Origin of the sequence: Pseudomonas sp. DR 5-09 (assembly GCF_001655595.1) — a bacterium.
GTDB lineage: Bacteria > Pseudomonadota > Gammaproteobacteria > Pseudomonadales > Pseudomonadaceae > Aquipseudomonas > Aquipseudomonas pharyngis.
In genome coordinates this window covers 6,350,046-6,372,138 of sequence record NZ_CP011566.1, presented here as the reverse complement: position 1 = coordinate 6,372,138, position 22,093 = coordinate 6,350,046, and the positions used below count along the sequence as shown (strand labels likewise).

Here is a 22,093-nt window from a genome sequence, read left to right as displayed (position 1 = left end):
ATCAGACGTCTGAAACCAGGGGGATATTCCATGCTCGCGCAACTTCCACCGGCCTTACAGAATCTGCAGCTTCCGCTACGCCTGCGACTCTGGGACGGCCATGAATTCAATCTGGGCCCGGCGCCCAGTGTCACCATCGTGGTCAAGGACCCGTTGATGGTGTCCCAGTTGACCCATCCAAGTCTCGACGCGCTGGGGGCGGCGTTCGTCGAGGGCAAACTCGAACTGGAGGGCTCGATCAGCGAGGTCATCCGGGTGTGCGATGAGTTGAGCACGGCGCTGCTCGACGAGGACGAAGACAGTCAGCCGGTGCGCACCGTGCATGACAAGGAAACCGACGCCAAAGCCATTTCCTATCACTACGACCTGTCTAACGCGTTCTACCAGCTGTGGCTGGACAGCGACATGGCGTATTCCTGCGCGTATTTCGAAACCGGCAGCGAATCCCTGGAGCAAGCCCAGCAAGCCAAGTTCCGGCACCTGTGCCGCAAGCTGCGCCTGCAGCCCGGCGACTATCTGTTGGACGTCGGTTGCGGTTGGGGCGGACTGGCGCGTTATGCCGCCCGAGAGTTCGGCGCCAAGGTCTTCGGTATCACCCTGAGCAAAGAGCAACTGGCGCTGGCCCGTGAGCGGGTCAAAGCTGAAGGTCTTGAAGACCAGATCGAACTGCAACTGCTTGACTACCGCGATCTGCCCCAGGATGGGCGCTTCGACAAAGTGGTCAGCGTCGGCATGTTCGAGCACGTCGGCCACGCCAACCTCGCCGAATACTGCAAAACCCTGTTCGGCGCGGTGAAAGAGGGCGGTCTGGTGATGAACCACGGCATCACCGCCAAGCACACCGATGGCCGCCCTGTGGGGCGCGGCGCCGGGGATTTCATCGAGAAATATGTGTTCCCCAACGGCGAGCTGCCGCACCTGGCGATGATCTCGGCCGAGATCAGCGAAGCGGGTCTGGAGATCGTCGATGTCGAGAGTCTGCGCCTGCACTACGCGCGCACCCTGGACCACTGGAGCGAACGGCTGGAGGACAACCTTGAAGCCGCCGCGAAACTGGTGCCGGACCAGGCGCTACGTATCTGGCGTCTGTACCTGGCAGGCTGCGCTTATGCATTCGCTCGCGGCTGGATCAACCTGCACCAGATCCTCGCCGTGAAGGCCCATGCCGACGGCAGCCATGAACTGCCGTGGACGAGGGACGACATCTACCACCCTTGAACCTAGAGGATCGGTGAAATCAGCCGGGCGATCCGCATACCGACCTGTTGCAGGCGGTGGATCTCCCGGCTTTCTTCTTTGGCGACTTCGTAGGCCTGGGCGAAGTCATCGTTGAGCATCTGTTCCACGCTGGCGGCGAATTCGCTGTCGACGGTCAGCAGCATCACCTCGAAATTCAGCCGGAACGAGCGGTTGTCCAGGTTGGCGCTGCCGATGGCGCTGATCTCGCTGTCGATCAACACCACTTTCTGATGCAGGAACCCCGGTTCGTAGCGGAATACCCGCACGCCGGCGCGAACCGCTTCGAACGCATACAGGCTGGAGGCGGCGTAGACGATGCGATGGTCGGGGCGCGAAGGCAGCAACAGGCGCACGTCGACCCCGCGCAATACGGCGAGGCGCAATGCTGCGAATACGGCTTCGTCGGGAATGAAGTAGGGGCTGGTGATCCACACGCGCTCGGCGGCGGCGTGGATGGCTTCGACGAAGAACAGCGAGCAGGTTTCGTAGGCGTCCGCCGGGCCGCTGGCGAGCAATTGGCAAAGCACGCCTTCATCCGGGTAAGCGTCCGGCAGGATCAGCGGCGGCAATGACCGCGCGGCCCAGAACCAGTCTTCGGCAAAAGACTCCTGCATGCACGCCACCACCGGGCCGCGCACCTGGACGTGAGTGTCGCGCCACGGTGCCAGCGGTGGTTTTTCACCCATGTATTCGTCGCCGACGTTGTGGCCGCCGACAAAACCGATCAGCCCGTCGACCACCACGATCTTGCGGTGGTTGCGGAAATTCACCTGGAAACGATTGAGCCAGCCGCTGCGGGTGGCGAACGCCTTGACCTCGACGCCGCCATCGCGCAGCGCCTGCACGTAGCTGTGGGGCAGGGCGTGGCTGCCGATGCGGTCGTAGAGCAAATGAATCACCACGCCTTCGGCGGCTTTCTTCAGCAACAGGTCACGCAAACGCTGGCCGAGGCGATCGTCGTGAATGATGAAAAACTGGATCAATACGGCTTTCCGCGCTTGGTCGATTGCGTGGAAAATCGCCTCGAAGGTCTGCGCGCCATTGATCAGCAATCGCACTTCATTGTTGGCCAGGCATGGCATGCGCCCCAGCTTCGGCATTGCGCGCAACGAGTCGTAAGCATTCGAGGCGCGGGCGGTCAGGGCTTCTTCCACCCAGGGCCGCCAGTTGAGCTCGGAAATCGCCAGGCGCATTTGTTCGTTGGCCTGACGGCGGGCCTTGATGTAGCCATCGAAGGTGCTGCGGCCGAACACCAGATAAGGAATGAGGGTGAGGTAGGGAATGAAGATCAGCGACAGCGCCCAGGCGATCGAGCCTTGGGCGGTGCGGACGGTCAACACGGCATGGATCGCGGCGATCGAGCCGAGGGTGTGTATCAGGGCGATCAGGTAACCGAAAATGTGCGGTCCGAAATAATCCATGGGGCAACCTTGCTCCTGAAGATTCAATGCTTAACAGACCATGTTCCATGGCGATTGTCGCTATTTGTTTTCAAGACGCCAGCGCCCGCCATGAACCGAAACAGGCGGCCGGCGTCTAACGGCCACTACTGATCAGGAGTTTTTCAATGAACGTTCGTCTGCTGGGTTTGGCGCTGGGCCTGGGTTTGGCCTTGCCGGTGGTTGCTCAGGCGCAAATGCTGCAGCCGGGGTTGTGGGAAATGACGTCGAGCAATGTGAAGGTCGATGATCAGGTGATGGATGTGCAATCGATCCTCGGCCAGATTCAGGGCCAGATCACCCCGCAGCAGCGGGCGCAACTGGAGAAGCAGGGGATCAACATCGGTGGCAAGGGTATCCGCGCCTGCCTGACGCCACAGCAGGTAGCAACCAACGATATCCCGCTGGCGGATCCGCAGTCGGGTTGCAAACAGCAGATCACCGAGCGCGTCGGCAACCAGTGGAAATTCCGCTTCAGTTGCCCGAAAGCCCAGGGCACCGGCGTCGCGACGTTCCTCAGTGATCGTGAGTTCACCACCGTCGCCAACGGCACTTTCAACGCTATCGGGATCAACCAGAAGGGCAGTCTGGAAACCCGGGCGGTCTGGCTGGGGCAGGATTGCGGTACCGTCAAACCGAGAGCGTAAATCAAACCGCCTCCACATCGAGTGGAGGCGGTTTTTTTTCAGCGCATGAACCGCAGCGGCAATCCCTGACAGTTGTCATGGATCCGATGGTCATGCCACGCGATCTGCCCCGACACCATCGTCGTGCTGACCCGATGCCGAAAGCTGCGCTGAGCGAACGGCGTCCAGCCACATTGCGACAGAACCGGTTGGCGGGACACCGCGACACCCCCGGGCTCCGGTTGCACCAACACCAGATCCGCCCAATACCCTTCACGTAAATAACCGCGATCCGGAATGGCAAACAGATCCGCCACCCGGTGACTGGTCTTCGCCACCAGCGTGGTGATCGGCAATACGCCATCCGCCACCAGTTCCAGAAGCGCCGGCAGCGCGTGTTGCACCAGTGGCAGCCCGGACGGTGCCTGTTCATACGCTTGCTGCTTTTCCGCCCAGGTGTGCGGTGCGTGATCGCTGCCGATCACGTCCAGTCGATTGCTCAGCAGTGCCTGACGCAAGGCATCACGATCGGCTTGGGATTTGATCGCTGGATTGCATTTGATCAGGTTGCCAAGGTTCGGATAGTCACGGTCATCGAACAGCAAGTGATGCAGGCAGACTTCGGCGGTGACGCGTTTTTGCGACAGCGGTTTGTCTTCGAACAACGCCAGCTCGCGGGCCGTTGTCAGGTGCAGGACGTGCAGGCGAGTGCCATGACGTTTGGCCAGATCCACCGCCAGAGACGATGAACGAAAGCAGCTGTCGGCATTGCGGATCTGCGCGTGGGCATCGGGCGGCAGTTGGTTGCCGAAGCGTTCGCGCAGGTTCGCGGCATTCGCCTCGATGCTCGGGGTGTGTTCGCAGTGGGCCAGCAGAATCGTCGGCACTTCAGCGAACAGGCGCTCGAGGGTGTGCGGGTCGTCCACCAGCATGTTGCCGGTGGACGCGCCCATGAACACTTTGACCCCCGCCACTTCGCTCGGATTCAGCGCCGCGACCGTGTCCAGATTGTCCTGACTGACACCAAAGTGAAAACCGTAATTGGCCACCGAGTTGATTGCCGCCCGGCGCTTTTTGTCGGCCAGCGCTTCGAGAGTCAGAGTGGCAGGGTGAGTGTTGGGCATGTCCATGAAACTGGTGATGCCGCCGGCCACCGCCGCACGGGATTCGGTGTGGATGCTGCCCTTGGCCGGCGCACCCGGCTCACGGAAATGCACCTGGTCGTCAATCATTCCCGGCAGCAGCCATTGACCGTTGGCGTCGATTTCCCGGGTCGCGTTTTCCCCTTCAATGCTGCTGGCGATCTTGACGATGCGCCCGTGGCTGACCAACAGATCGGCGTCGAACTCACGCCCCTCGTTCACCAGCCGCGCATTGCGAATCAACACACTGCTCATGATTCAGAACTCGTTCTGCAGGGCTTTGTAGCCGCGCACCAGGTCGACGTTGGTGCGCGCCACGTCTTCGGAAAATTCCGAAGCGCTGACGCTCACCGGCGGGAATTGCGAGAGGTCGGTGCCCGTGCCGATGCGGGTGGTGGAGGGCACGTAGAACGCGTCCGGCAGATCCCGGCCGTCGACCACCGAGTTGTGCCGCACCACGCAACCGTTGCCCACGACGCAGTTGAACAGCACGCTGTTGAAGCCGATGAACACCCGGTCTCCGACCGTGCATGGACCGTGCACGATCGAGCGGTGGGCGATGGAGCTGAATTCGCCGATGGTCACCGCCGCGCCGGATTTGGAGTGGATCACCACGCCGTCCTGGATGTTCGAATTGGCGCCGATGGTGATCGGTTCCATCTCGCCCGTGGCATCCACTTCATCAGCGCGGATCACCGCGTATGGGCCGACGAACACGTTTTCACCAATGACGACTTTGCCGCAGATGATCGCGGTTTTATCGACGTAGGCAGACTCGGCAATCTGCGGCAAATCACCGGAAGGATTTTTACGGATCATGGTTGGCTCAGGGCTTGGTAAAGAGTGTTGAGGTTGTATTCGAACAGCCCGGTGAAGGTGCTGGCCGGTCCGCTGGTGGCGAGGGCGTCGGAGTACAGCGTGCCGCCGATGTGTGCGCCGCTTTCGTCGGCGATCTGTTTGAGCAGGCGTGCGTCCTTGATGTTTTCCATGAACACCGCTTTGACCTTGGCCTGGCGAATCTGGGTGATCAGCGCGGCGACTTCGGCGGCGGAGGGTTCGCGTTCGGTGGACAGACCTTGTGGCGCCATGAAGTCGATGCCGTAGGCCTGACCGAGATAACCGAAGGCATCGTGGCTGGTGACGATCTTGCGGTTACCCGGCGGCAATGAACCGAGCTTGGTTTTCGCCTGGGCGAGGAGGGCGTAGATCTGTTTCAGGTAGGCCTGGCTGTTGCGCTCGTAGTCGGCTTTGTTTGTCGGGTCAGCAGCGATCAGCGCCTTGGTGATGTTGGCGACGTACAGCTCGGCGTTCGCCAGGTTGTGCCAGGCGTGAGGGTCGGGAACGGTTTCGCCGTCCTCATCCAGCGAGCGCGGAATCACGCCACGACTGGCGCTGATTACCGGAGCTCTGGTGTCGGTGCTGGCGACCAGCCGATCCAGCCACGGCTCGAAGCCCAGCCCGTTCTTGACGATCAGTTTCGCCTTGAGCAGGGCCTTGGCGTTATCCGGAGTGGGTTCGTAAGTGTGGGCATCGGCGTCAGGGCCGACCATGTTGGTGATCTGGATATGCTCGCCGCCGACCTGATGCACCATGTCGGCAAGGATGCTGAAACTGGTGACCACCGGCAGTTTTTCCGCCGCCGATAACGACATCGACAGCATCAGGCTGAACAGCACGAGTAGAGCGCGCATCGGGAAACACCTCATTGGGATGTGAGCAAAGGCGGGCGGCGCAACAGACCGTGCACCGGTCCGAACACCACGGACAACAGGTAACCGCCACCGGCGACCAGCACGATGGCCGGGCCGCTGGGCAGCGAGTAGTAGAACGACAGCAACAGACCGAGCCATACCGATGCGCAACCGATGAGCGCGGCGATGGCAATCAGGACCGGCAGGCGTCGGCTCCAGAAGCGTGACGCGGCGGCGGGCAGCATCATCAGGCCGACTACCATCAAGGCGCCGATCGCCTGGAAACCGATCACCAGATTGAGCACCACCAGCGTCAGGAACACGCCATGGGCGACGGGGCCGAGTCGGCTGACCGTGCGCAGGAAAAACGGATCGAGGGTGTCGAGCAGCAAGGGTTTGTAGATCAGCGCGATGGCCATCAGGCTGAGTGCCGACACCCACAGCATGCCGTTGAGGGTCGGCCCATCGACCGCCAAAGCGGAGCCGAACAGCAGGTGCAGCAAATCGAGTCGCTTGCCAGCGATGCCGAGAATCAGCACGCCGCTGGCCAGCGAGATGGGATAGATGGCCGCGAGGCTGGCGTCTTCGCGCAGGCCGGTGCGGCGGGTGATCCACGCAGCGAGTCCAGCCATGCTCAGGCCGGCACCGAGTCCGCCGAGGGTCAGCGCCGGCAGACTCAGCCCGGCGAACCAGAACCCCAACGCGGCGCCAGGGAGGATGCCGTGGGCAACGGCGTCGCCAATCAGGCTCATCCGGCGCAGGATCAGAAACACGCCCAGTGGCGCCGTGCTGCACGCCAGGACCAGACCGCCGAGCAGGGCCCGGCGCATGAAGACGAACTCGTGGAACGGTTGCCATAAATGGCTCAGCGTGAGCATCAGGCCACCTGCGTGTGAGGCGTTTGCTGAATGAGGTCGGTGCTGCTGCCAAATGCGCAGCCGCTCTGTTTGATCAGCAAGGTCTGTGGAATGTGTTGGCGCACGGCGGCAAGGTCATGGCAAACCACGACCAGGGTTCGTCCCTGCTCATGCCAGGCGTGCAGGTGTTGCCACAACAGTTTCTGCCCCAGTTCGTCGAGCGCGGCATGGGGTTCGTCGAGCAGCAGCAACGGAGTGTCGACCAGACTCAATCGGGCCAGCAGGGCGCGTTGCAGTTCTCCGCCGGAGAGAGCCATCAGAGGACGATGCTCCAGACCGCTCAGATGCCAGTCTTCCAGTGCGGATTCGAGACGCTGGGCCCTGAGTTGCGATGACAGTCGTCGCCCCCAGAAACCGGCGGCCACCAACTCTTGAAGACTGATCGGGAACTGTCGATCCAGATGCTGTTGTTGAGGCAGGAAGGACAAACCGCTTTGGCGTGGAACACCCAGTTCGACTTTGCCGGCCAGCGGTCGCTGTAATCCGGCGATGACTTTGAGCAGGCTGCTTTTGCCGCTGCCGTTGACGCCGATGATTGCCGTCAGACTGCCGCTTTCCAGCCGAAGGTTCAGAGGCGCAGTGAGCGGTTGGCCGGGTGTTCCCCAGCTCAGGTTCTGGCAACGAATCATGGCTGCTCCCGGCGCCAGTGACTTTCGGCGACCGCATCGTGGGCATGAAGGCTTTCGGCGTGGATGACTCGGACGTGAAACTCGCTGATACCAGGTGAACGACGCAGGGCCAGATTCAGGCGTCGAGCAGCGTCTTCGCAGAACATCAGGTTCTGGCCGTTGGCGAGGGCGAAGGCCTGTTCGTCGGCGCGTTTCACAGCGGTTTGCACGGCGGTGCCGAGGGCTGCTTCGGCGTCGTTGATGATGGACGTCAGCGGTAGTTCGTCGACGAATTCGTCCAGATGCAGATGCAACTGGGCGGTACTGCGTTGGCTGTGAGGTGTGGCCACGATGCCTTGAGTCGAACCCAACCACGCCAATACGTCGGCGTGCTGCAGCGGTTTGTTGGCAAAGTCGTCGATGAATTGTTGCTGGATCAGTTGCCTCGCCAATGCTGCAGAACACGGGCAAGTCGACGAGTAAGCCACCTCCATTTTCAGTTCCACGTGGAACATTTTGCTTTTCAGGTGGGCTGAAACAGTGACGGGGTAGGTTTTCCATCCTGCCAAAGGACTGACCAATGCCGACCTTCTCAGCAATAAATCTGTGTGGATATTGAGATAGGCGGCTTCGGAAAGATCTTCGTGGCTGTCGAGAAAACGCTGCAGAACTTTTCGCAGAAGCGCGGGAGAAAGGTTCTCCTGCTCCAGCGCTTCCAGCCCCAGATAGAGCCGCGACATGTGAATGCCTCGTGCGTCTCCATCATCAAGACTGACGCCTGCATCCGCTTTGGCAGCCAAGCGTTGGCCTTCGATAAACACAGGTAATGCGATGCCGCACATCCCCACCCATTCGAGAGGCAGGGCCTGGCGGGCGGCTTGAGCCGCGACATCCGGCAAAGTCAGCGCGTTCATGAGCAGTTCCATCATGGTGATTGAATTTGATGTTACATTATAACAATTCAAACCACGATGCCTTTTTCATGAACAGGCTTTCATATGCACAGACGCCACTTGCTCAACCTGATGCTGGCCAGCGCGGCCTTTGTTTTGCCTTTTCCGGTTTCCGCTACGCAGATACGCAATGCGCGGCTTTGGCGTTCGGATGACAAGCTTCGGCTGGTATTCGATCTGAGTGGTCCCGTGAGCTACAAGACATTCACCTTGAGTGCGCCGGAGCGGTTGATCATCGATTTGAGCGGTGCCAGCCTGAATGGAGATTTCAGCCAGTTGGCCTTATCCGGCACCCCTATTCATTCGATTCGCTCCGGCCATTTTGGCCAAGGGAACACCCGGATCGTGCTGGATTTAAGCAGTCCGGTTCAGCTCAATTCATTCTTGCTGGCGCCTCAGGATGGGCAAGGACATCGCTTGGTTTTGGACTTGATGACTGCTTCAGCAGGGCTCCCGGCAAGCGTTCCACGTGAAACACCCCAGGAAAAATCTCACCCCAAGCGCGACATCATGGTGGTGGTCGACCCAGGGCACGGCGGAAAAGACCCGGGTGCCATTGGCGCCAAAGGCGAGCGCGAAAAGGATGTGGTGCTGTCCATCGCGCAATTGCTTGCACGTCGGCTTAAGCGAGAGAAAGGCTTTGATGTGAAGCTGGTTCGCAACGACGATTTCTTCGTCCCGTTACGCAAGCGTGTGGAGATCGCGCGTCAGCACAAAGCCGACATGTTCATCTCGGTGCACGCCGATGCTGCGCCGCGTCTGACCGCCTCTGGCGCGTCGGTGTATTGCCTATCCGAAGGAGGTGCAACTTCTGCTACAGCGCGGTTCATGGCGCAGCGTGAGAACGGTGTGGATCTGCTTGGCGCCACCAGCCTGCTCAATCTCAAGGACAAGGATCCGATGCTCGCTGGCGTGATCCTCGACATGTCGATGAACGCAACCATCGCTGCCAGTCTGCAACTCGGAAGCACAGTGCTGGGCAGTCTGGCTGGCATCACTACGCTGCACCAAAAGCGCGTGGAACAGGCTGGATTTGCCGTTCTGAAATCGCCGGATGTGCCGTCAATCCTGGTGGAAACCGGGTTCATTTCTAACGCGCGGGACAGTCAGCGTCTGGTGACCGCGCGTCACCAGCAGGCCGTAGCAGACGGTTTGTTTGAGGGCTTGCAGCGCTATTTCCAGAAGAATCCACCTGTCGACAGCTACATGGCCTGGCAGCAAGAGCAGAAAGGATCGCGGGTTTAACAGCCGGTGATCCGGCTGCAGGTGAACTTTGCGCTGCTGCCGCCGGAGCTGGAGAACCGATTGATTGTCGTCCAGCCCACGCGCCGGTTGTAGCCAACCCAGGCTTCCCCATCGGAAGCGATGCCGGTGAAGAACGTCAGTTGCCCGTAGCGGCTGTTGGTTTGTGCCCAGTAGCGGTTTCCCGCTTTTTCAAATCCGCGCAGGTAAATCGTGCTGCCGACGGTGTTGACGCTGTAGGCGTTGCCGTTGCCATCGATGCACGCCAAAAGGTTTGCGCTGCGCGTGCAATTGGCGAGCCCCGGCACTTGTGCTTCGGCATTCAGCGTCAGCAATGCCAGCCAGATAAACGAGTATTTCAACGCGGTTTTCATGACGTAACTCGGCGACGACCTGATTACAGCTTCCGGCCCTTTGTCACTTTGGGCAAGAAGAGAGTGGATTGATTTTGTTGTTATACTATAACATTAATCGGACAAGGCTTTCCGTGGCTTCAATTTCAAGCGTCCGTTTCCTTGGTGACCCCATCGAAGCCCAAGAACGCTCGCCCCGAAAGCCTCCAGCGCTGTTTAGCGACCGTCTGATGAGGTTTATCCAATGTCTTCCCGACTTCCCGTGACCGTTTTGTCCGGCTTTCTCGGCGCCGGAAAAAGTACACTTTTGAATTACGTACTACGTAACAGAGATGATTTGCGCGTCGCCGTTATCGTCAACGATATGAGCGAGATCAACATCGATGGCAGCGAAGTCCAGCGTGATGTCAGCCTGAACCGTGCTGAAGAGAAGCTCGTCGAAATGAGCAATGGCTGTATCTGCTGTACGTTACGTGAAGACCTTCTGGAAGAGGTCAGTCAGTTGGCCCGCGAAGGCCGCTTCGACTATTTGCTGATCGAGTCCACCGGAATCTCCGAGCCGTTACCCGTGGCCGAGACATTCACCTTCCGTGATGAGCAGGGGCAAAGCCTCGCCGACATCGCACGCCTCGACACCATGGTCACTGTAGTCGACGGCATGAACTTCCTGCCGAACTACCAGGCCGCCGAAAATCTCGCCTCCCGTGGCGAATTCCTCGGTGAAGAAGATGAGCGCTCGATCACCGACCTGTTGATCGAACAGATCGAATTCGCCGACGTCCTGCTGATCAGCAAGATCGACCTGATCAGCAGTCGCGAGCGGGAAGAGCTGATGGCCATTCTCAGACGCCTCAACACTCAGGCCGAGATCATTCCGATGGTCATGGGTGAGGTACCGCTGGAGAAAATTCTCAATACCGGTCGTTTCGACTTCGAAAAAGCCGCCCAGGCCCCGGGCTGGTTGCAGGAATTGCGTGGCGAACATGTGCCAGAAACCGAGGAGTACGGCATCGCATCCACGGCCTATCGGGCGCGTCGGCCCTTTCATCCGCAGCGCTTCTTCGACTTCATTGATCGTCCTTGGGTTAACGGCAAACTGCTGCGCTCCAAAGGCTTCTTCTGGCTGGCCAGCAAACCCACCGACGCCGGTAGCTGGTCCCAGGCAGGAGGGCTGATGCGCCATGGTTTCGCCGGGCGCTGGTGGCGCTTCGTGCCAAAAGAACAGTGGCCGCAGGATCAGGAAAGTACCGCCGCGATCATGGAAAACTGGATCGCCAGCGTAGGCGATTGTCGTCAGGAGCTGGTGTTTATCGGGCAGAACATCGATTTCGCACAGCTGTCGTCGGAACTGGATGATTGCCTGCTGACCGATGATGAAATGGCGCTCGGTACTCAAGGCTGGCTACAACTGCGCGATCCGTTTGGCTCCTGGCACGAAGAGGTGGCCTGATGCTCGCCCTGAAACCGCTGCCAAGCAGTACACGTCATCAATCGTTCGGCCAGACCCCGCAGGCGCTGGCGGACATTCTTGACGATGAGACCAACCTCGCGGTCTGGCAACGCCAGCTTCCGCTGCACATTGCCGAGTTTGCGGACTTGTTGTTGTCTCTGAACGAACCCTACGCCGAGGCACTGTGCCTGGAATTGCCGGACGAAGACGCAGAACCGGATCTCACGGGACTGGCCGGCGGTTTTCGCGACCTGGAGGGCTACGAAGGGTTTATCACCGATCTGAAATGGTTGGTCAGCGCCTTCGCCTGCCTGCTGGGCGCGCGGCGAATCGGCTTGCGCCTGCGGGTATTGGACAAGGCCATGTGTCCGCGTTTTCACGTCGATCATGTGCCGGTGCGGTTGATCACCACGTACGCCGGTGTCGGCAGTGAATGGTTAAGGGAAGGGCAGATGGACCGTCGGCAACTGGGACAACCGCAAGCCGAGCCCCAGGAGACGTCACGGATTCAGCAATTGAATCGGGGCGAAGTGGCATTGCTCAAGGGCGAAAAATGGCACGGCAACGAAGGTTTCGGCCTGATCCATCGCTCGCCACAACCGACGCCGGGAGAGCGGCGACTGATGCTGACCCTCGACTGGCTCGGATAGCGCCTCAGGGCTTGAGCCACTTCCCCGGCTCTGGCCCTCGCAATAGGGCTGCAAATACGCCGCATCGGTGGCTATGCCGTAATAGTGGATATTCTGGCGATAAGGCATATTGGCGACTTGCGCGTTGCTGCACACGCCGAACGCGCCAGCGGGGCACTGGTCGACGTATTGAACCTCGACTTTTTGCCCGGCCAGGGTCGGCTGGCAGAAGCCGTCGTTGAACAGTTTTTCCGGGATGTTGCGGTTCTGCTGGCAGACTTTCACGTCGAGCCGCTCCGCCTGGCTGTGCACCACGCAGGCCTGTGCCAAAGCCTCGCTCGACACCAGCGTCAGCAGCAACGACCATCCCATCCACCGCATCTTCGACCTCCAGAAAACCTTGAACATGTTGCAGAACATTCCCACTCACGTCATCGCCGGCCCCTTGGGTGCGGGCAAGACCAGCCTGATCCGCCAGCTCATGGCCCAGCGACCGGCGGGCGAGCGCTGGGCGGTGCTGATCAACGAGTTCGGCCAGATCGGGCTCGACGCGGCGCTGCTGACCCGCGACGCCGATGGTATCGCACTGGGCGAAGTGGCCGGGGGCTGTTTGTGTTGTGTGAACGGTGCGCCGTTCCAGATCGGTCTGGGGCGATTGTTGCGCAAGGCACGGCCGGATCGCTTGTTCATCGAGCCCTCGGGGCTCGGGCATCCGGCGCAGTTGCTGAAGCAGCTGAACGAGGCGCCGTGGCAAGGCGTACTCGCCGTACAACCTTGCTTGCTGGTGCTGGACGCCCAGGCCCTTGCCGCGGGCAAACCGCTGCCGGACGCGCAGCAGGAAACTTTGTCCAGTGCGGGTCTGCTGCTATTGAACAAGGCAGAAAACCTCGACGAGCCCACGCGTAAGCGAATCACCCGACAGTTGCCGCCTGTCAGACTGATCTGGACGCAACAGGCGATGTTGTCGCTCAGCGAGCTGCCGGGGCTGGCCGTACAGGCGCAGGCAGGTGTTGATAAGTTGGTCGTGCCTCAGGGGCTGGCACAAATCCCGGCCATCTGGAGCGATCCGGCGTTGCCGATCTGCCTGAGTCAGGCGCAGGAGGGTGGCTGGAGCATCGGTTGGCGCTGGCATCCGAGCCAGGTGTTCGATGTGTCGGGGATAACCCAATGGCTGAAAAGCCTGAACTGGCGCCGGGCCAAACTGGTGATTCACAGCCCGGTCGGCTGGCAGTCAGCCAATGCGCTGGACAATGCCGAGCTCAGCTGGCTGCCCAGTGAATGGCGCACGGATTCCCGGATCGAGCTGATTTTCGACGAGCCGCAAGCGGTCGGTGAATTACAGGCCGGGCTGGCCCGGTGTCGGCTTCAGGCGAGCTGATTCAAGGCTTCCACTTGGTGTGCTCCTGACGCCACTGGCTCAGCTCGATCACTTCACCACGCGGTTTTGTCACCTCCACCACGGGTGGTGTGTCATCGAACGGTGCCGGGTAGGGCGCCAGTTCAATCTGCGCGCTGTGCGCACCGAACTGGGTGATCGTGCCGTTATGTCGGGTTTCGCCGGTCACGGTAAATTCGAAATTGTAGACCCGGGCCAGACGTCGCCGACCGCTGGCGTCCTTGATCAGGCCGATCTTCTTCAGCGCCACGTTACCGTCGAGCAGCTCGACGCCGACATTCACGCAATGCTGTTTAACCCGCTCCAGCGCCCGCTCGCGCAAGCCGTGGTTGTGCCAGAGCCACGCACCGGCGACGGCGAACAGCATCAGCACGAAAATGTTTTCCAGGGTGAGCATCAACACGAAACTCCAAATGATGGCGTCAGCTTAACTGCGTCGCCGGTCTGTCGTACAGGCTGCGTTTCGTCGCATACTGCGCGGCTTGAATTTCAATCGTTTTACGGAAAAACCCGAATGAAACGTACGCCTCATCTGCTCGCCATCCAGTCCCATGTGGTGTTCGGCCACGCCGGCAACAGCGCTGCGGTTTTTCCGATGCAGCGGGTCGGGGTGAATGTCTGGCCGCTCAATACGGTGCAGTTCTCCAACCACACGCAGTACGGCCAGTGGGCCGGCGAAGTGCTGGCGCCGCACCGGATCCCCGAACTGGTCGAAGGCATCGCCGCTATCGGTGAGCTGGGCAATTGTGATGCGGTGCTGTCAGGTTATCTCGGCAGTGCGGCGCAGGGGCGGGCGATTCTCAGTGGTATCGAGCGGATCAAGGCGGCCAACCCGAAAGCCCTTTATCTGTGCGACCCGGTGATGGGGCATCCGGAAAAGGGCTGCAGCGTTCCTGCTGAAGTCAGTGACTTCCTGCTGGAGGAGGCCGCTGCCGTTGCGGATTTCATGTGCCCGAACCAGTTGGAGCTGGACAGCTTCTCCGGGCGCAAGCCGCAGTCGCTGTTCGATTGCCTGGCGATGGCGCGGGCGCTTCTGGCGCGTGGGCCGAAAGCGGTGCTGGTCAAGCATCTGGATTATCCGGGCAAACCGGCGGATGGCTTTGAAATGTTGCTGGTGACGGCCGAGGGCAGCTGGCATCTGCGGCGTCCGCTGCTGGCGTTTCCGCGTCAGCCGGTGGGGGTGGGCGATCTGACGTCCGGTCTGTTCCTGGCGAGAGTGCTGCTCGGTGACAGCCTGGTGGCGGCTTTTGAATTCACCGCAGCAGCGGTTCATGAAGTGCTCCTGGAAACCCAGGCCTGCGCCAGTTACGAGCTGCAACTTGTGCGGGCGCAGGACCGGATTGCGCATCCGCGGGTGAAATTCGAGGCCACGCCGATCAGCCTGTAAGACCGCGTCGTCCCATTCGCGAGCAAGCCCGCTCCCACAGGGGGAACGCATTCCGAATGTGGGAGCGGGCTTGCTCGCGAAAGCTATCTACAGAGCGCCGTAGATCGAAGGGTTGATCAGGCGTCGCCCTTGATTTCCTGATAGCGCTTTTCCAGCTCCTGACGGATCTGCCGGCGCTGCTGCGCCTGCATGTAGCGGCGCTTGTCTTCGCTGTTCTGCGGTTGCAGCGGCGGTACGGCGGCGGGTTTGCGCTGATCGTCCACCGCGACCATGGTGAAGAAGCAGCTGTTGGTGTGGCGCACCGAGCGCTCGCGGATGTTCTCGGTCACCACTTTGATGCCGACTTCCATCGAGGTGTTGCCGGTGTAGTTCACCGACGCCAGGAAGGTCACCAGTTCGCCTACATGGATCGGCTCGCGGAAAATCACCTGATCCACCGACAGGGTCACCACGTAGCGGCCGGCATAACGGCTGGCGCAGGCGTAGGCCACTTCGTCGAGGTATTTGAGCAGGGTGCCGCCGTGGACATTGCCAGAGAAGTTGGCCATGTCGGGGGTCATCAGTACCGTCATCGACAGCTGGGCGTTTCCGGGTTCCATAACGTTCTCACGGGTCAAGGCAGGGTTGCTGGAAGAAACACCTCTGCGGGTGCCTGGTCGCTTTTCAAAAGCACCGTTATCGGGACGCCAGGCAACTGGCCGCCGTCACGCCCGAATCGATCTGTTTCCATATATTGCACCGCCTTTCAGCCGGAAGTCGCGGTGTTACCCTGCAAAAGCCCCTCCCCAAGGGCGATTCCTACACCCAAAGCGGATTTTTACTCAGCTCACCCAGACATTTCCGATGCCTGCGTGAGCCTCGTCATTCAAGGAGCCCACACCATGCATGCCATCAGCTTTATTCAGGATCTGGCGGTGATCATGTTGGTCGCAGGTGTGGTGACCGTGCTGTTCCATCGCTTCAAGCAGCCGGTAGTGCTCGGCTACATCGTCGCCGGTTTCATCATCGGCCCGCATACACCGCCGTTCGGCCTGATCCACGACGAAGAAACCATCAAGACCCTCGCCGAGCTGGGGGTGATTTTCCTGATGTTCTGCCTGGGCCTGGAGTTCAGCCTGCGCAAGCTGTTCAAGGTCGGTGCCACGGCATTCATCGCGGCATTCCTCGAGATTGTCCTGATGATCTGGATCGGTTACGAAATCGGCCGCTGGTTCGACTGGAACACCATGGATTCGCTGTTCCTCGGCGCGATCCTGGCGATTTCCTCGACCACCATCATCGTCAAGGCGCTCAACGACCTGAAGATGAAAAACGAGCGCTTCGCGCAGCTAATCTTCGGTGTGCTGATCGTCGAGGACATTCTCGGCATTGGCATCATCGCCTTGTTGTCGAGCATCGCCGTCAGCGGCACGGTGAGTTCCGGCGAAGTGTTTTCCACGGTCGGCAAGCTCTCGCTGTTCATGATTGTCGCCCTGGTGGTCGGCATCCTGCTGGTGCCGCGTCTATTGGCTTACGTCGCCAAATTCGAAAGCAACGAGATGCTGCTGATTACGGTGCTGGGCCTGTGTTTCGGTTTCTGCCTGTTGGTGGTCAAGCTTGAGTACAGCATGGTGCTGGGGGCGTTCCTGATCGGCGCGATCATGGCCGAGTCGCGGCAACTGCTGAAAATCGAGCGCCTGATCGAGCCGGTTCGCGACCTCTTCAGCGCAATCTTCTTCGTCGCTATCGGCCTGATGCTCGACCCGATGATCCTGCTGCAGTATGCGTGGCCGATCGCGGTGATCACGGTCGCCGTGGTGCTGGGCAAGATGCTGTCGTGCGGGCTCGGTGCGTTTATCGCCGGCAATGACGGGCGAACCTCACTGCGGGTCGGGATGGGGCTTTCGCAGATTGGCGAATTCTCCTTCATCATCGCGGCGCTGGGGATGACCCTGCAGGTCACCAGCAACTTTCTCTATCCGGTGGCCGTGGCGGTTTCGGTGATTACCACGTTGCTGACGCCGTACCTGATTCGGGCTGCCGATCCGCTGTCGATCAAGCTGTCCGCCGCCATGCCGCAACGCCTCGGTCGAGTGTTCGGGATGTACGGCGAGTGGCTACGCAGCATTCAGCCGCAAGGTGAGGGCGCGATGCTGGCCTCGATGATCCGGCGAATCCTGCTGCAGGTCGGGGTCAATCTGGCGTTGGTGATCGCGATCTTCTTTGCCGGGGCTTTCTTTGCCGGGCGCCTCTCGATCTGGATGCAGGACTGGATCAGTGATCCTAGCTGGCAGAAAGCGTTGATCTGGGGCGGGGCGTTGCTGGTGTCGCTGCCGTTCCTGATCGCGGCCTATCGCAAGCTCAAGGCGCTGTCGATGCTGCTGGCGGAGATGGGCGTGAAGCCGGAAATGGCCGGGCGTCACACGCAGCGAGTGCGCCGGGTGATCGCCGAAGTGATCCCGATCATCTCGCTGCTGGTGATTTTCCTGCTGCTGGCAGCCTTGTCGGCCAGTATCTTGCCGACCAACAAGTTGCTGGTGCTGATCGCCGTGGTCGCTGCCGCCGTGGCGGCGCTGCTCTGGCGCTGGTTCATCCGGGTGCACACGCGGATGCAGGTGGCCTTGCTGGAAACCCTCGACAACCACAAGGAGCCGTCGGGGCACTGACCACCCATGGTGCGGGGCGTTTCAGCTTTCCAGCCAGACGTCCCGCGCCCAGTGCCAGACTGATTCCCAGGACTCTTCGGTGATCAGTTCTTCTTCGCCCGACCACAGCACCACGGTGCCGTCTTCTTCGACGCAGTAGTAGTCGTCACCGTCCTGGCAGATCGGGATCAGGTCGCGCGGCACGCCGGCATCCCAGGCGTTGGCGGCGACGTCCGGCAGGTAGGTGTGGGATTGCGGGTCGGTGACGGTCACCGGCTCCAGGCTGCCGTAAACCACGTCGCTGACGGTCAGCAGAAACTCTTTGAAGACGAACGGGATGTTGATGAAGAGTTCTTCTTCGATTTCCACCAACTGGTCTTCGTCAGGCAATTCCAAAGGAACCGGTACGGGTTCGTTGGCTTCGCGCAGTTGTTCGATGATTTCTTCCACGTCCGGGATCCTCTTGCTTGAATGGCGCGGTTTATATGGGGCGGTTTATACAGTAGCTCGCTATAGATGCAACCGCGAAATAGAAAACCCCGGCCGAGGCCGGGGTTTTCATTACTGCGCGTAAAACGTCGGAGGTGATCAGCCGTTCTGGCGGATACCGGCGACCAGCCAAGGCTGGTTGTCGCCCTGTGGACGTTCCATGTTCCAGCTTTCGCTGAACACTTCGCCCTGCTGGTCGAAACGCGAGGTCTTCGACACGCCGTTGAAGGTCAGGGTGGCGATGGTCTTGTCCGCACGGTCATCCACGCCATCCAGTTGTACCTGAAGGTTGTCGATGAAGGTGGACTGGAAGGCATCGCCCAGTTCCGCGCGCTCGCGCTTGAGGAACTCGAACATTTGCGGAGTCACGAACTCGGCGATCTTGTCCATTTCGTTGGCGTCCCAGTGCTGCTGCAGCGCCTGGAAGTGGCTGCGGGCGGCTTCAAGGAAGCGCTGTTCGTTGAACCAGGCCGGTGCGTTGATCACCGGACGGGCGGCAGCAGGCGCGGCCGAACCACCGAAGATCGAACCCATCGCAGCTGGTTTCTGTTCGAACACTTCACGCTGCATCGGCGCGCCGGCCGGAGCGAACTGCTCCTGCTGCTTGCGGCGACGGGCGGCGATAAAGCGGAAGATCACGAACGCGATCACGGCCATGATCAGGATGTCGAAGAACTGCATGCCTTCGAAGCCGCCGCCCATGAACATGGAAGCGAGCAGGCCACCGGCCGCGATGCCGGCCAGAGGGCCGAGCCATTTCGAAGCGCCGCCGGCCTTGGCCGCAGCGCCCGCGGCACCGGCAGCACCAGCGGTCGCCGCAGCGCCGCCCATGCCTGGGGAAGAAGGAGCCATCTGGCTGGTCTGGTGCGTCGGCGCAGCGCCGGCGCTTTTGCCACCACCAAAGCGCTTGGCGTTGGCGTCGAGGCTCATCGTCAGGCCGATGCACAACGCCATGGCGATGCTAAGAAAACGTTTCATAAAGGGAATTCCCGTTTGTGGAGACACGCGCGCCATGTTGCACAGCTGAAGTGTTACTGGCTAGCGAGAGAGTGTTTCGGGCTTTTGCCTGACAGGTTACGTTCAGCTCGGTCGGGGCAATAAGGCCATGTACTTTTGTCTGTAGGAAAAGGAGATAGGTTCAGCAGGAAATGGATCAGCGCCGCAAGGCCAGCATCACCACACCGGCGGTGATCAGGCCGATGCCGCCCCACTGGCGCAGGTCGAGTTTCTCGCCCAGCAGGATCACCCCGAGCACCGCCACGAAGACCACGCTGAGCTTGTCCACCGGGGCGACCAGCGATGCCGGGCCGACTTTCAACGCCCGGAAGTAGCACAACCATGAAGCGCCGGTACCTAGGCCCGACAACAACAGGAACAGGTAGCTCTTGGCGGAGATCGATCCCAAGGACTGATATTGGCCCGTGGCGTACAAAATCAAGGCCAGACTGACCAATACGACGATTGTGCGCAGGAGGGTGGCGAAGTCGGAGTTGACGTTTTCGATGCCGATCTTGGCGAAGATGGCCGTCAGCGCGGCGAAAGTAGCCGAGAGCAGGGCCCAGAACGTCCAGGAGGAAAAGAAGCCCGAGCCCATGGATGTTGCCTCCAGTGTTCGTTCCCGCGCCGGGCGCGGGAACGAACGTTGACTTATATGGCTTCCAGCTTCGCGTACCCGAGCATCAGCCACTTGCTGCCTTCGGCGAAGTTCACCTGCACCCGGGCCTGGGCGCCAGCGCCTTCGAAGTTGAGGATCACACCGTCGCCGAAGATCGAGTGACGGACAGCCTGGCCAAGGCTCAGGCCGGTTTCCGGAATTTCGCTGCCGCTGAACAGGTTGCTGCCGCCCATCGACTGGTTGCCGCCGAACGGTCGGCTGACGCTGTTGGACAGGCGTACTTCCTGAATCAGGCCTTTCGGTACTTCCCGTACGAAACGCGACACCTTGTTGTAGGTTTCGCTGCCGTACAAGCGCCGGGTTTCAGCATAGGTCATGACCAGGTTCTGCATCGCCCGGGTAATGCCGACATAGGCCAGACGCCGTTCTTCCTCAAGGCGTCCAGGCTCTTCCAGGCTCATCTTGTGCGGGAACAGGCCTTCTTCCATGCCCACCAGGAACACGTAAGGGAATTCCAGGCCCTTGGCGCTGTGCAGGGTCATCAACTGAATGCTGTCTTCGTGCTCGTCGGCCTGAGTGTCGCCGGCCTCCAGCGAAGCGTGGCCGAGGAACGCTGCCAGTGGCGTCAGCTCTTCGTCTTCTTCGGTGTTCTCGAAGTTGCGCGCGGCGCTGACCAGTTCCTCAAGGTTTTCTACCCGGGCCTGGCCTTTCTCGCCTTTTTCCGCTTCGTGGTAGGCGATCAGTCCGGATTGCTCGATGACGGTCTGGGTCATCAGGTGCAACGGCATCTCGGCGCACTTGGCGGCGAGGTTCTCGATCAGCTCGATAAACGCACCGAGTGCACCGGCGGCGCGACCGGTCAGACCTTTATTGGCCACCAGCTGGCGCATGGCTTCCCACATCGACACATCGCTGTGGCGTGCATGGTCGCGGATCGCTTCGACGGTTTTTTCGCCGATACCACGCGCCGGGACGTTGATCACCCGTTCCAGCGCTGCATCGTTGCCGCGACCTTCCAGCAAGCGCAGGTAAGCCATGGCGTTCTTGATCTCCGCCCGCTCGAAGAAGCGCTGGCCGCCGTAGATGCGGTACGGAATGCGTTCACGCAGCAAGGCTTCTTCAAGAACGCGCGATTGGGCGTTGGAGCGGTAGAGAATCGCGATATCGCTGCGAGCCAGGCCGGTTTTCAGCGCGCTTTCGATGGTTTCGACAACATAGCGCGCTTCATCGTGTTCGTTGAACGCGGCGTAGAGGTTGATCGCTTCGCCGTCGCCACCATCGGTCCACAGCTCTTTGCCCAGACGCCCGGTGTTGTTGGCGATCAGGGCGTTGGCGGCTTTCAGGATGCCGGCCGTGGAGCGGTAGTTCTGCTCCAGACGGATGGTCACCGAATCCGGGAAGTCGGAAGAGTACTGGTGGATGTTCTCGATTTTCGCGCCGCGCCAGCCGTAGATCGACTGATCGTCGTCGCCGACCACCATCAGGCTGTCGCCGCCCTTGCCCAGCAGACGCAACCAGGCGTACTGCACGGCGTTGGTGTCCTGGAATTCGTCCACCAGAATGTGTCGGAAACGCTTCTGGTAGTGCGCCAGCAGGCCCGGGTGGTCGCGCCACAGGTCGAGGGCGCGCAGCAGCAGTTCGGAGAAATCGATGACGCCGGCCCGCTGGCATGCCGCCTCGTAGGCTTCATAAATGCCGCGCATGGTGGCCAGGAACAGATCGCCGCTGGCTTGAATGTGTTGCGGACGCAGACCTTCGTCTTTCTGCCCGTTGATGAACCATTGGGCCTGACGGGCCGGCCAGCGTTGCTCGTCCAGCCCCAGCTCGCGGATCACCCGCTTGACCAGCCGTTGCTGGTCGTCGCTGTCGAGAATCTGGAAGGTCTGGCTCAACCCGGCTTCCTGCCAGTGCGCCCGCAGCAGGCGGTGCGCCAGGCCGTGGAAGGTGCCGACCCACATGCCGGCCGGATTGATGCCCAGCAATTGCTCGATGCGGTGACGCATCTCGGCAGCGGCCTTGTTGGTGAAGGTCACCGACAGAATCGAGTGGGGCGAGGCGTTCTCGACCTGGATCAACCAGGCGATACGGTGCACCAGCACTCGGGTTTTGCCGGAGCCGGCACCGGCCAGGACCAATTGACGACCAACGGGAGCCGCTACGGCCTGGCGTTGGGCATCGTTGAGGGAGTTCAGCAGAAGGGAGAGATCATCGCGCATCGGGGCATTCTAGGGTGCGCCGCAGGCCCGGGCAAACCGAGCTTTGCATTAGCCGATGAAAGTGCTGCCGATGACGA

At 60.7% G+C, this 22,093-nt stretch carries 22 protein-coding genes and 1 pseudogene; 8 read left to right on the top strand and 15 right to left on the bottom strand.

The window, feature by feature from the left end:
• Window positions 1-30 precede the first annotated feature (30 nt).
• Window positions 31-1,218, top strand: coding sequence for a C17 cyclopropane fatty acid synthase CfaB (gene cfaB, locus PDR5_RS28755; protein ID WP_064600572.1), 1,188 nt, complete (start codon window positions 31-33; stop codon window positions 1,216-1,218).
• A gap of 2 nt (window positions 1,219-1,220) precedes the next feature.
• On the opposite strand, the gene cls is transcribed toward cfaB, so the two are convergent.
• Window positions 1,221-2,660, bottom strand: coding sequence for a cardiolipin synthase (gene cls / locus PDR5_RS28750; RefSeq protein WP_064600570.1), 1,440 nt, complete (start codon window positions 2,658-2,660; stop codon window positions 1,221-1,223).
• A 146-nt stretch (window positions 2,661-2,806) separates the two neighbouring features.
• Here cls and PDR5_RS28745 point away from each other — a divergent pair, with 146 nt between their 5' ends.
• Window positions 2,807-3,325, top strand: a complete 519-nt coding sequence (locus tag PDR5_RS28745; RefSeq protein WP_039765036.1) for a DUF3617 domain-containing protein — start codon at window positions 2,807-2,809, stop codon at window positions 3,323-3,325.
• A gap of 38 nt (window positions 3,326-3,363) precedes the next feature.
• On the opposite strand, the gene PDR5_RS28740 is transcribed toward PDR5_RS28745, so the two are convergent.
• Genes PDR5_RS28740 through folE2 form a run of 6 tightly spaced genes read right to left on the bottom strand, consistent with a single transcriptional unit; the run spans window position 3,364 to window position 8,576 of the window.
• Entirely contained in the window at window positions 3,364-4,701 is a 1,338-nt protein-coding gene (locus tag PDR5_RS28740; protein ID WP_064600568.1) for a dihydroorotase, read from the bottom strand.
• 3 nt (window positions 4,702-4,704) lie between these two features.
• Window positions 4,705-5,265 (bottom strand): gamma carbonic anhydrase family protein, encoded by a 561-nt coding sequence (locus PDR5_RS28735; RefSeq protein WP_064600566.1) that lies wholly within the window; start codon window positions 5,263-5,265, stop codon window positions 4,705-4,707.
• Entirely contained in the window at window positions 5,262-6,137 is an 876-nt protein-coding gene (locus tag PDR5_RS28730; RefSeq protein WP_064600564.1) for a metal ABC transporter substrate-binding protein, read from the bottom strand. Before PDR5_RS28730 ends, PDR5_RS28735 begins: the two co-directional genes overlap by 4 nt.
• Window positions 6,138-6,148: 11 nt before the next feature.
• Window positions 6,149-7,015 (bottom strand): metal ABC transporter permease, encoded by an 867-nt coding sequence (locus PDR5_RS28725; protein ID WP_064600562.1) that lies wholly within the window; start codon window positions 7,013-7,015, stop codon window positions 6,149-6,151.
• Window positions 7,015-7,683: a metal ABC transporter ATP-binding protein gene (locus PDR5_RS28720; protein WP_064600560.1), complete on the bottom strand. Its 669-nt coding sequence runs from the start codon at window positions 7,681-7,683 to the stop codon at window positions 7,015-7,017. The genes PDR5_RS28725 and PDR5_RS28720 overlap by 1 nt, the downstream gene beginning before the upstream one ends.
• The gene (gene folE2 / locus PDR5_RS28715) at window positions 7,680-8,576 is read right to left on the bottom strand and encodes a GTP cyclohydrolase FolE2 (RefSeq protein WP_064600558.1); all 897 of its coding nucleotides are present in this window, start codon (window positions 8,574-8,576) and stop codon (window positions 7,680-7,682) included. Before folE2 ends, PDR5_RS28720 begins: the two co-directional genes overlap by 4 nt.
• A gap of 84 nt (window positions 8,577-8,660) precedes the next feature.
• On the opposite strand from folE2, the gene PDR5_RS28710 reads away from it, so the two are divergent.
• Window positions 8,661-9,860, top strand: coding sequence for an N-acetylmuramoyl-L-alanine amidase (locus PDR5_RS28710; protein WP_064600553.1), 1,200 nt, complete (start codon window positions 8,661-8,663; stop codon window positions 9,858-9,860).
• Here PDR5_RS28710 and PDR5_RS28705 read toward each other — a convergent pair.
• Window positions 9,857-10,231, bottom strand: a complete 375-nt coding sequence (locus PDR5_RS28705; protein WP_064600551.1) for a hypothetical protein — start codon at window positions 10,229-10,231, stop codon at window positions 9,857-9,859. The two genes, PDR5_RS28710 and PDR5_RS28705, sit on opposite strands and share 4 nt — an antisense overlap.
• 223 nt (window positions 10,232-10,454) lie before the next feature.
• Here PDR5_RS28705 and zigA point away from each other — a divergent pair, with 223 nt between their 5' ends.
• Window positions 10,455-11,660: a zinc metallochaperone GTPase ZigA gene (gene zigA / locus PDR5_RS28700; RefSeq protein WP_064600549.1), complete on the top strand. Its 1,206-nt coding sequence runs from the start codon at window positions 10,455-10,457 to the stop codon at window positions 11,658-11,660.
• Window positions 11,660-12,310, top strand: coding sequence for a DUF1826 domain-containing protein (locus PDR5_RS28695; RefSeq protein ID WP_064600547.1), 651 nt, complete (start codon window positions 11,660-11,662; stop codon window positions 12,308-12,310). Before zigA ends, PDR5_RS28695 begins: the two co-directional genes overlap by 1 nt.
• Before the next feature lie 4 nt (window positions 12,311-12,314).
• Here the strand turns inward: PDR5_RS28695 and PDR5_RS29570 are convergent.
• A pseudogene (locus PDR5_RS29570) lies at window positions 12,315-12,670 on the bottom strand (NADH:ubiquinone oxidoreductase).
• Window positions 12,671-12,695: 25 nt separating this feature from the next.
• On the opposite strand from PDR5_RS29570, the gene PDR5_RS28690 reads away from it, so the two are divergent.
• Window positions 12,696-13,667 carry a CobW family GTP-binding protein gene (locus tag PDR5_RS28690; RefSeq protein ID WP_064600987.1) on the top strand — a complete coding sequence of 324 codons (972 nt, stop codon included), beginning with the start codon at window positions 12,696-12,698 and terminating at the stop codon, window positions 13,665-13,667.
• A gap of 1 nt (window position 13,668) precedes the next feature.
• Here the strand turns inward: PDR5_RS28690 and PDR5_RS28685 are convergent, their stop codons facing one another.
• A complete protein-coding gene (locus PDR5_RS28685) occupies window positions 13,669-14,082 on the bottom strand; it encodes a DUF3301 domain-containing protein (RefSeq protein ID WP_007954242.1) in 414 nt (137 codons plus the stop codon).
• 117 nt (window positions 14,083-14,199) lie between these two features.
• Between PDR5_RS28685 and pdxY the strand changes: the two genes are divergently transcribed.
• On the top strand, window positions 14,200-15,072 hold the full coding sequence (pdxY, locus tag PDR5_RS28680) for a pyridoxal kinase PdxY (protein WP_039765058.1): 873 nt from the start codon (window positions 14,200-14,202) through the stop codon (window positions 15,070-15,072).
• A 116-nt stretch (window positions 15,073-15,188) separates the two neighbouring features.
• Here the strand turns inward: pdxY and PDR5_RS28675 are convergent, their stop codons facing one another.
• On the bottom strand, window positions 15,189-15,671 hold the full coding sequence (locus tag PDR5_RS28675) for an acyl-CoA thioesterase (protein WP_003229693.1): 483 nt from the start codon (window positions 15,669-15,671) through the stop codon (window positions 15,189-15,191).
• A gap of 282 nt (window positions 15,672-15,953) precedes the next feature.
• On the opposite strand from PDR5_RS28675, the gene PDR5_RS28670 reads away from it, so the two are divergent.
• On the top strand, window positions 15,954-17,717 hold the full coding sequence (locus PDR5_RS28670) for a cation:proton antiporter (protein WP_064379734.1): 1,764 nt from the start codon (window positions 15,954-15,956) through the stop codon (window positions 17,715-17,717).
• Between the two features lie 21 nt (window positions 17,718-17,738).
• Here PDR5_RS28670 and PDR5_RS28665 read toward each other — a convergent pair whose 3' ends face one another.
• The 4 genes from PDR5_RS28665 to uvrD all read right to left on the bottom strand — a co-directional run bounded on the left by PDR5_RS28665 (window position 17,739) and on the right by uvrD (window position 22,016).
• Window positions 17,739-18,146 (bottom strand): SMI1/KNR4 family protein, encoded by a 408-nt coding sequence (locus PDR5_RS28665; protein WP_007954245.1) that lies wholly within the window; start codon window positions 18,144-18,146, stop codon window positions 17,739-17,741.
• Window positions 18,147-18,284: 138 nt separating this feature from the next.
• A complete protein-coding gene (locus tag PDR5_RS28660; protein WP_039765060.1) occupies window positions 18,285-19,163 on the bottom strand; it encodes a Tim44 domain-containing protein in 879 nt (292 codons plus the stop codon).
• 175 nt (window positions 19,164-19,338) lie between these two features.
• Window positions 19,339-19,779, bottom strand: a complete 441-nt coding sequence (locus tag PDR5_RS28655) for an EamA family transporter (protein WP_064379739.1) — start codon at window positions 19,777-19,779, stop codon at window positions 19,339-19,341.
• 53 nt (window positions 19,780-19,832) lie between these two features.
• The gene (uvrD, locus tag PDR5_RS28650; protein ID WP_007954248.1) at window positions 19,833-22,016 is read right to left on the bottom strand and encodes a DNA helicase II; all 2,184 of its coding nucleotides are present in this window, start codon (window positions 22,014-22,016) and stop codon (window positions 19,833-19,835) included.
• Window positions 22,017-22,093: the final 77 nt, after the last annotated feature.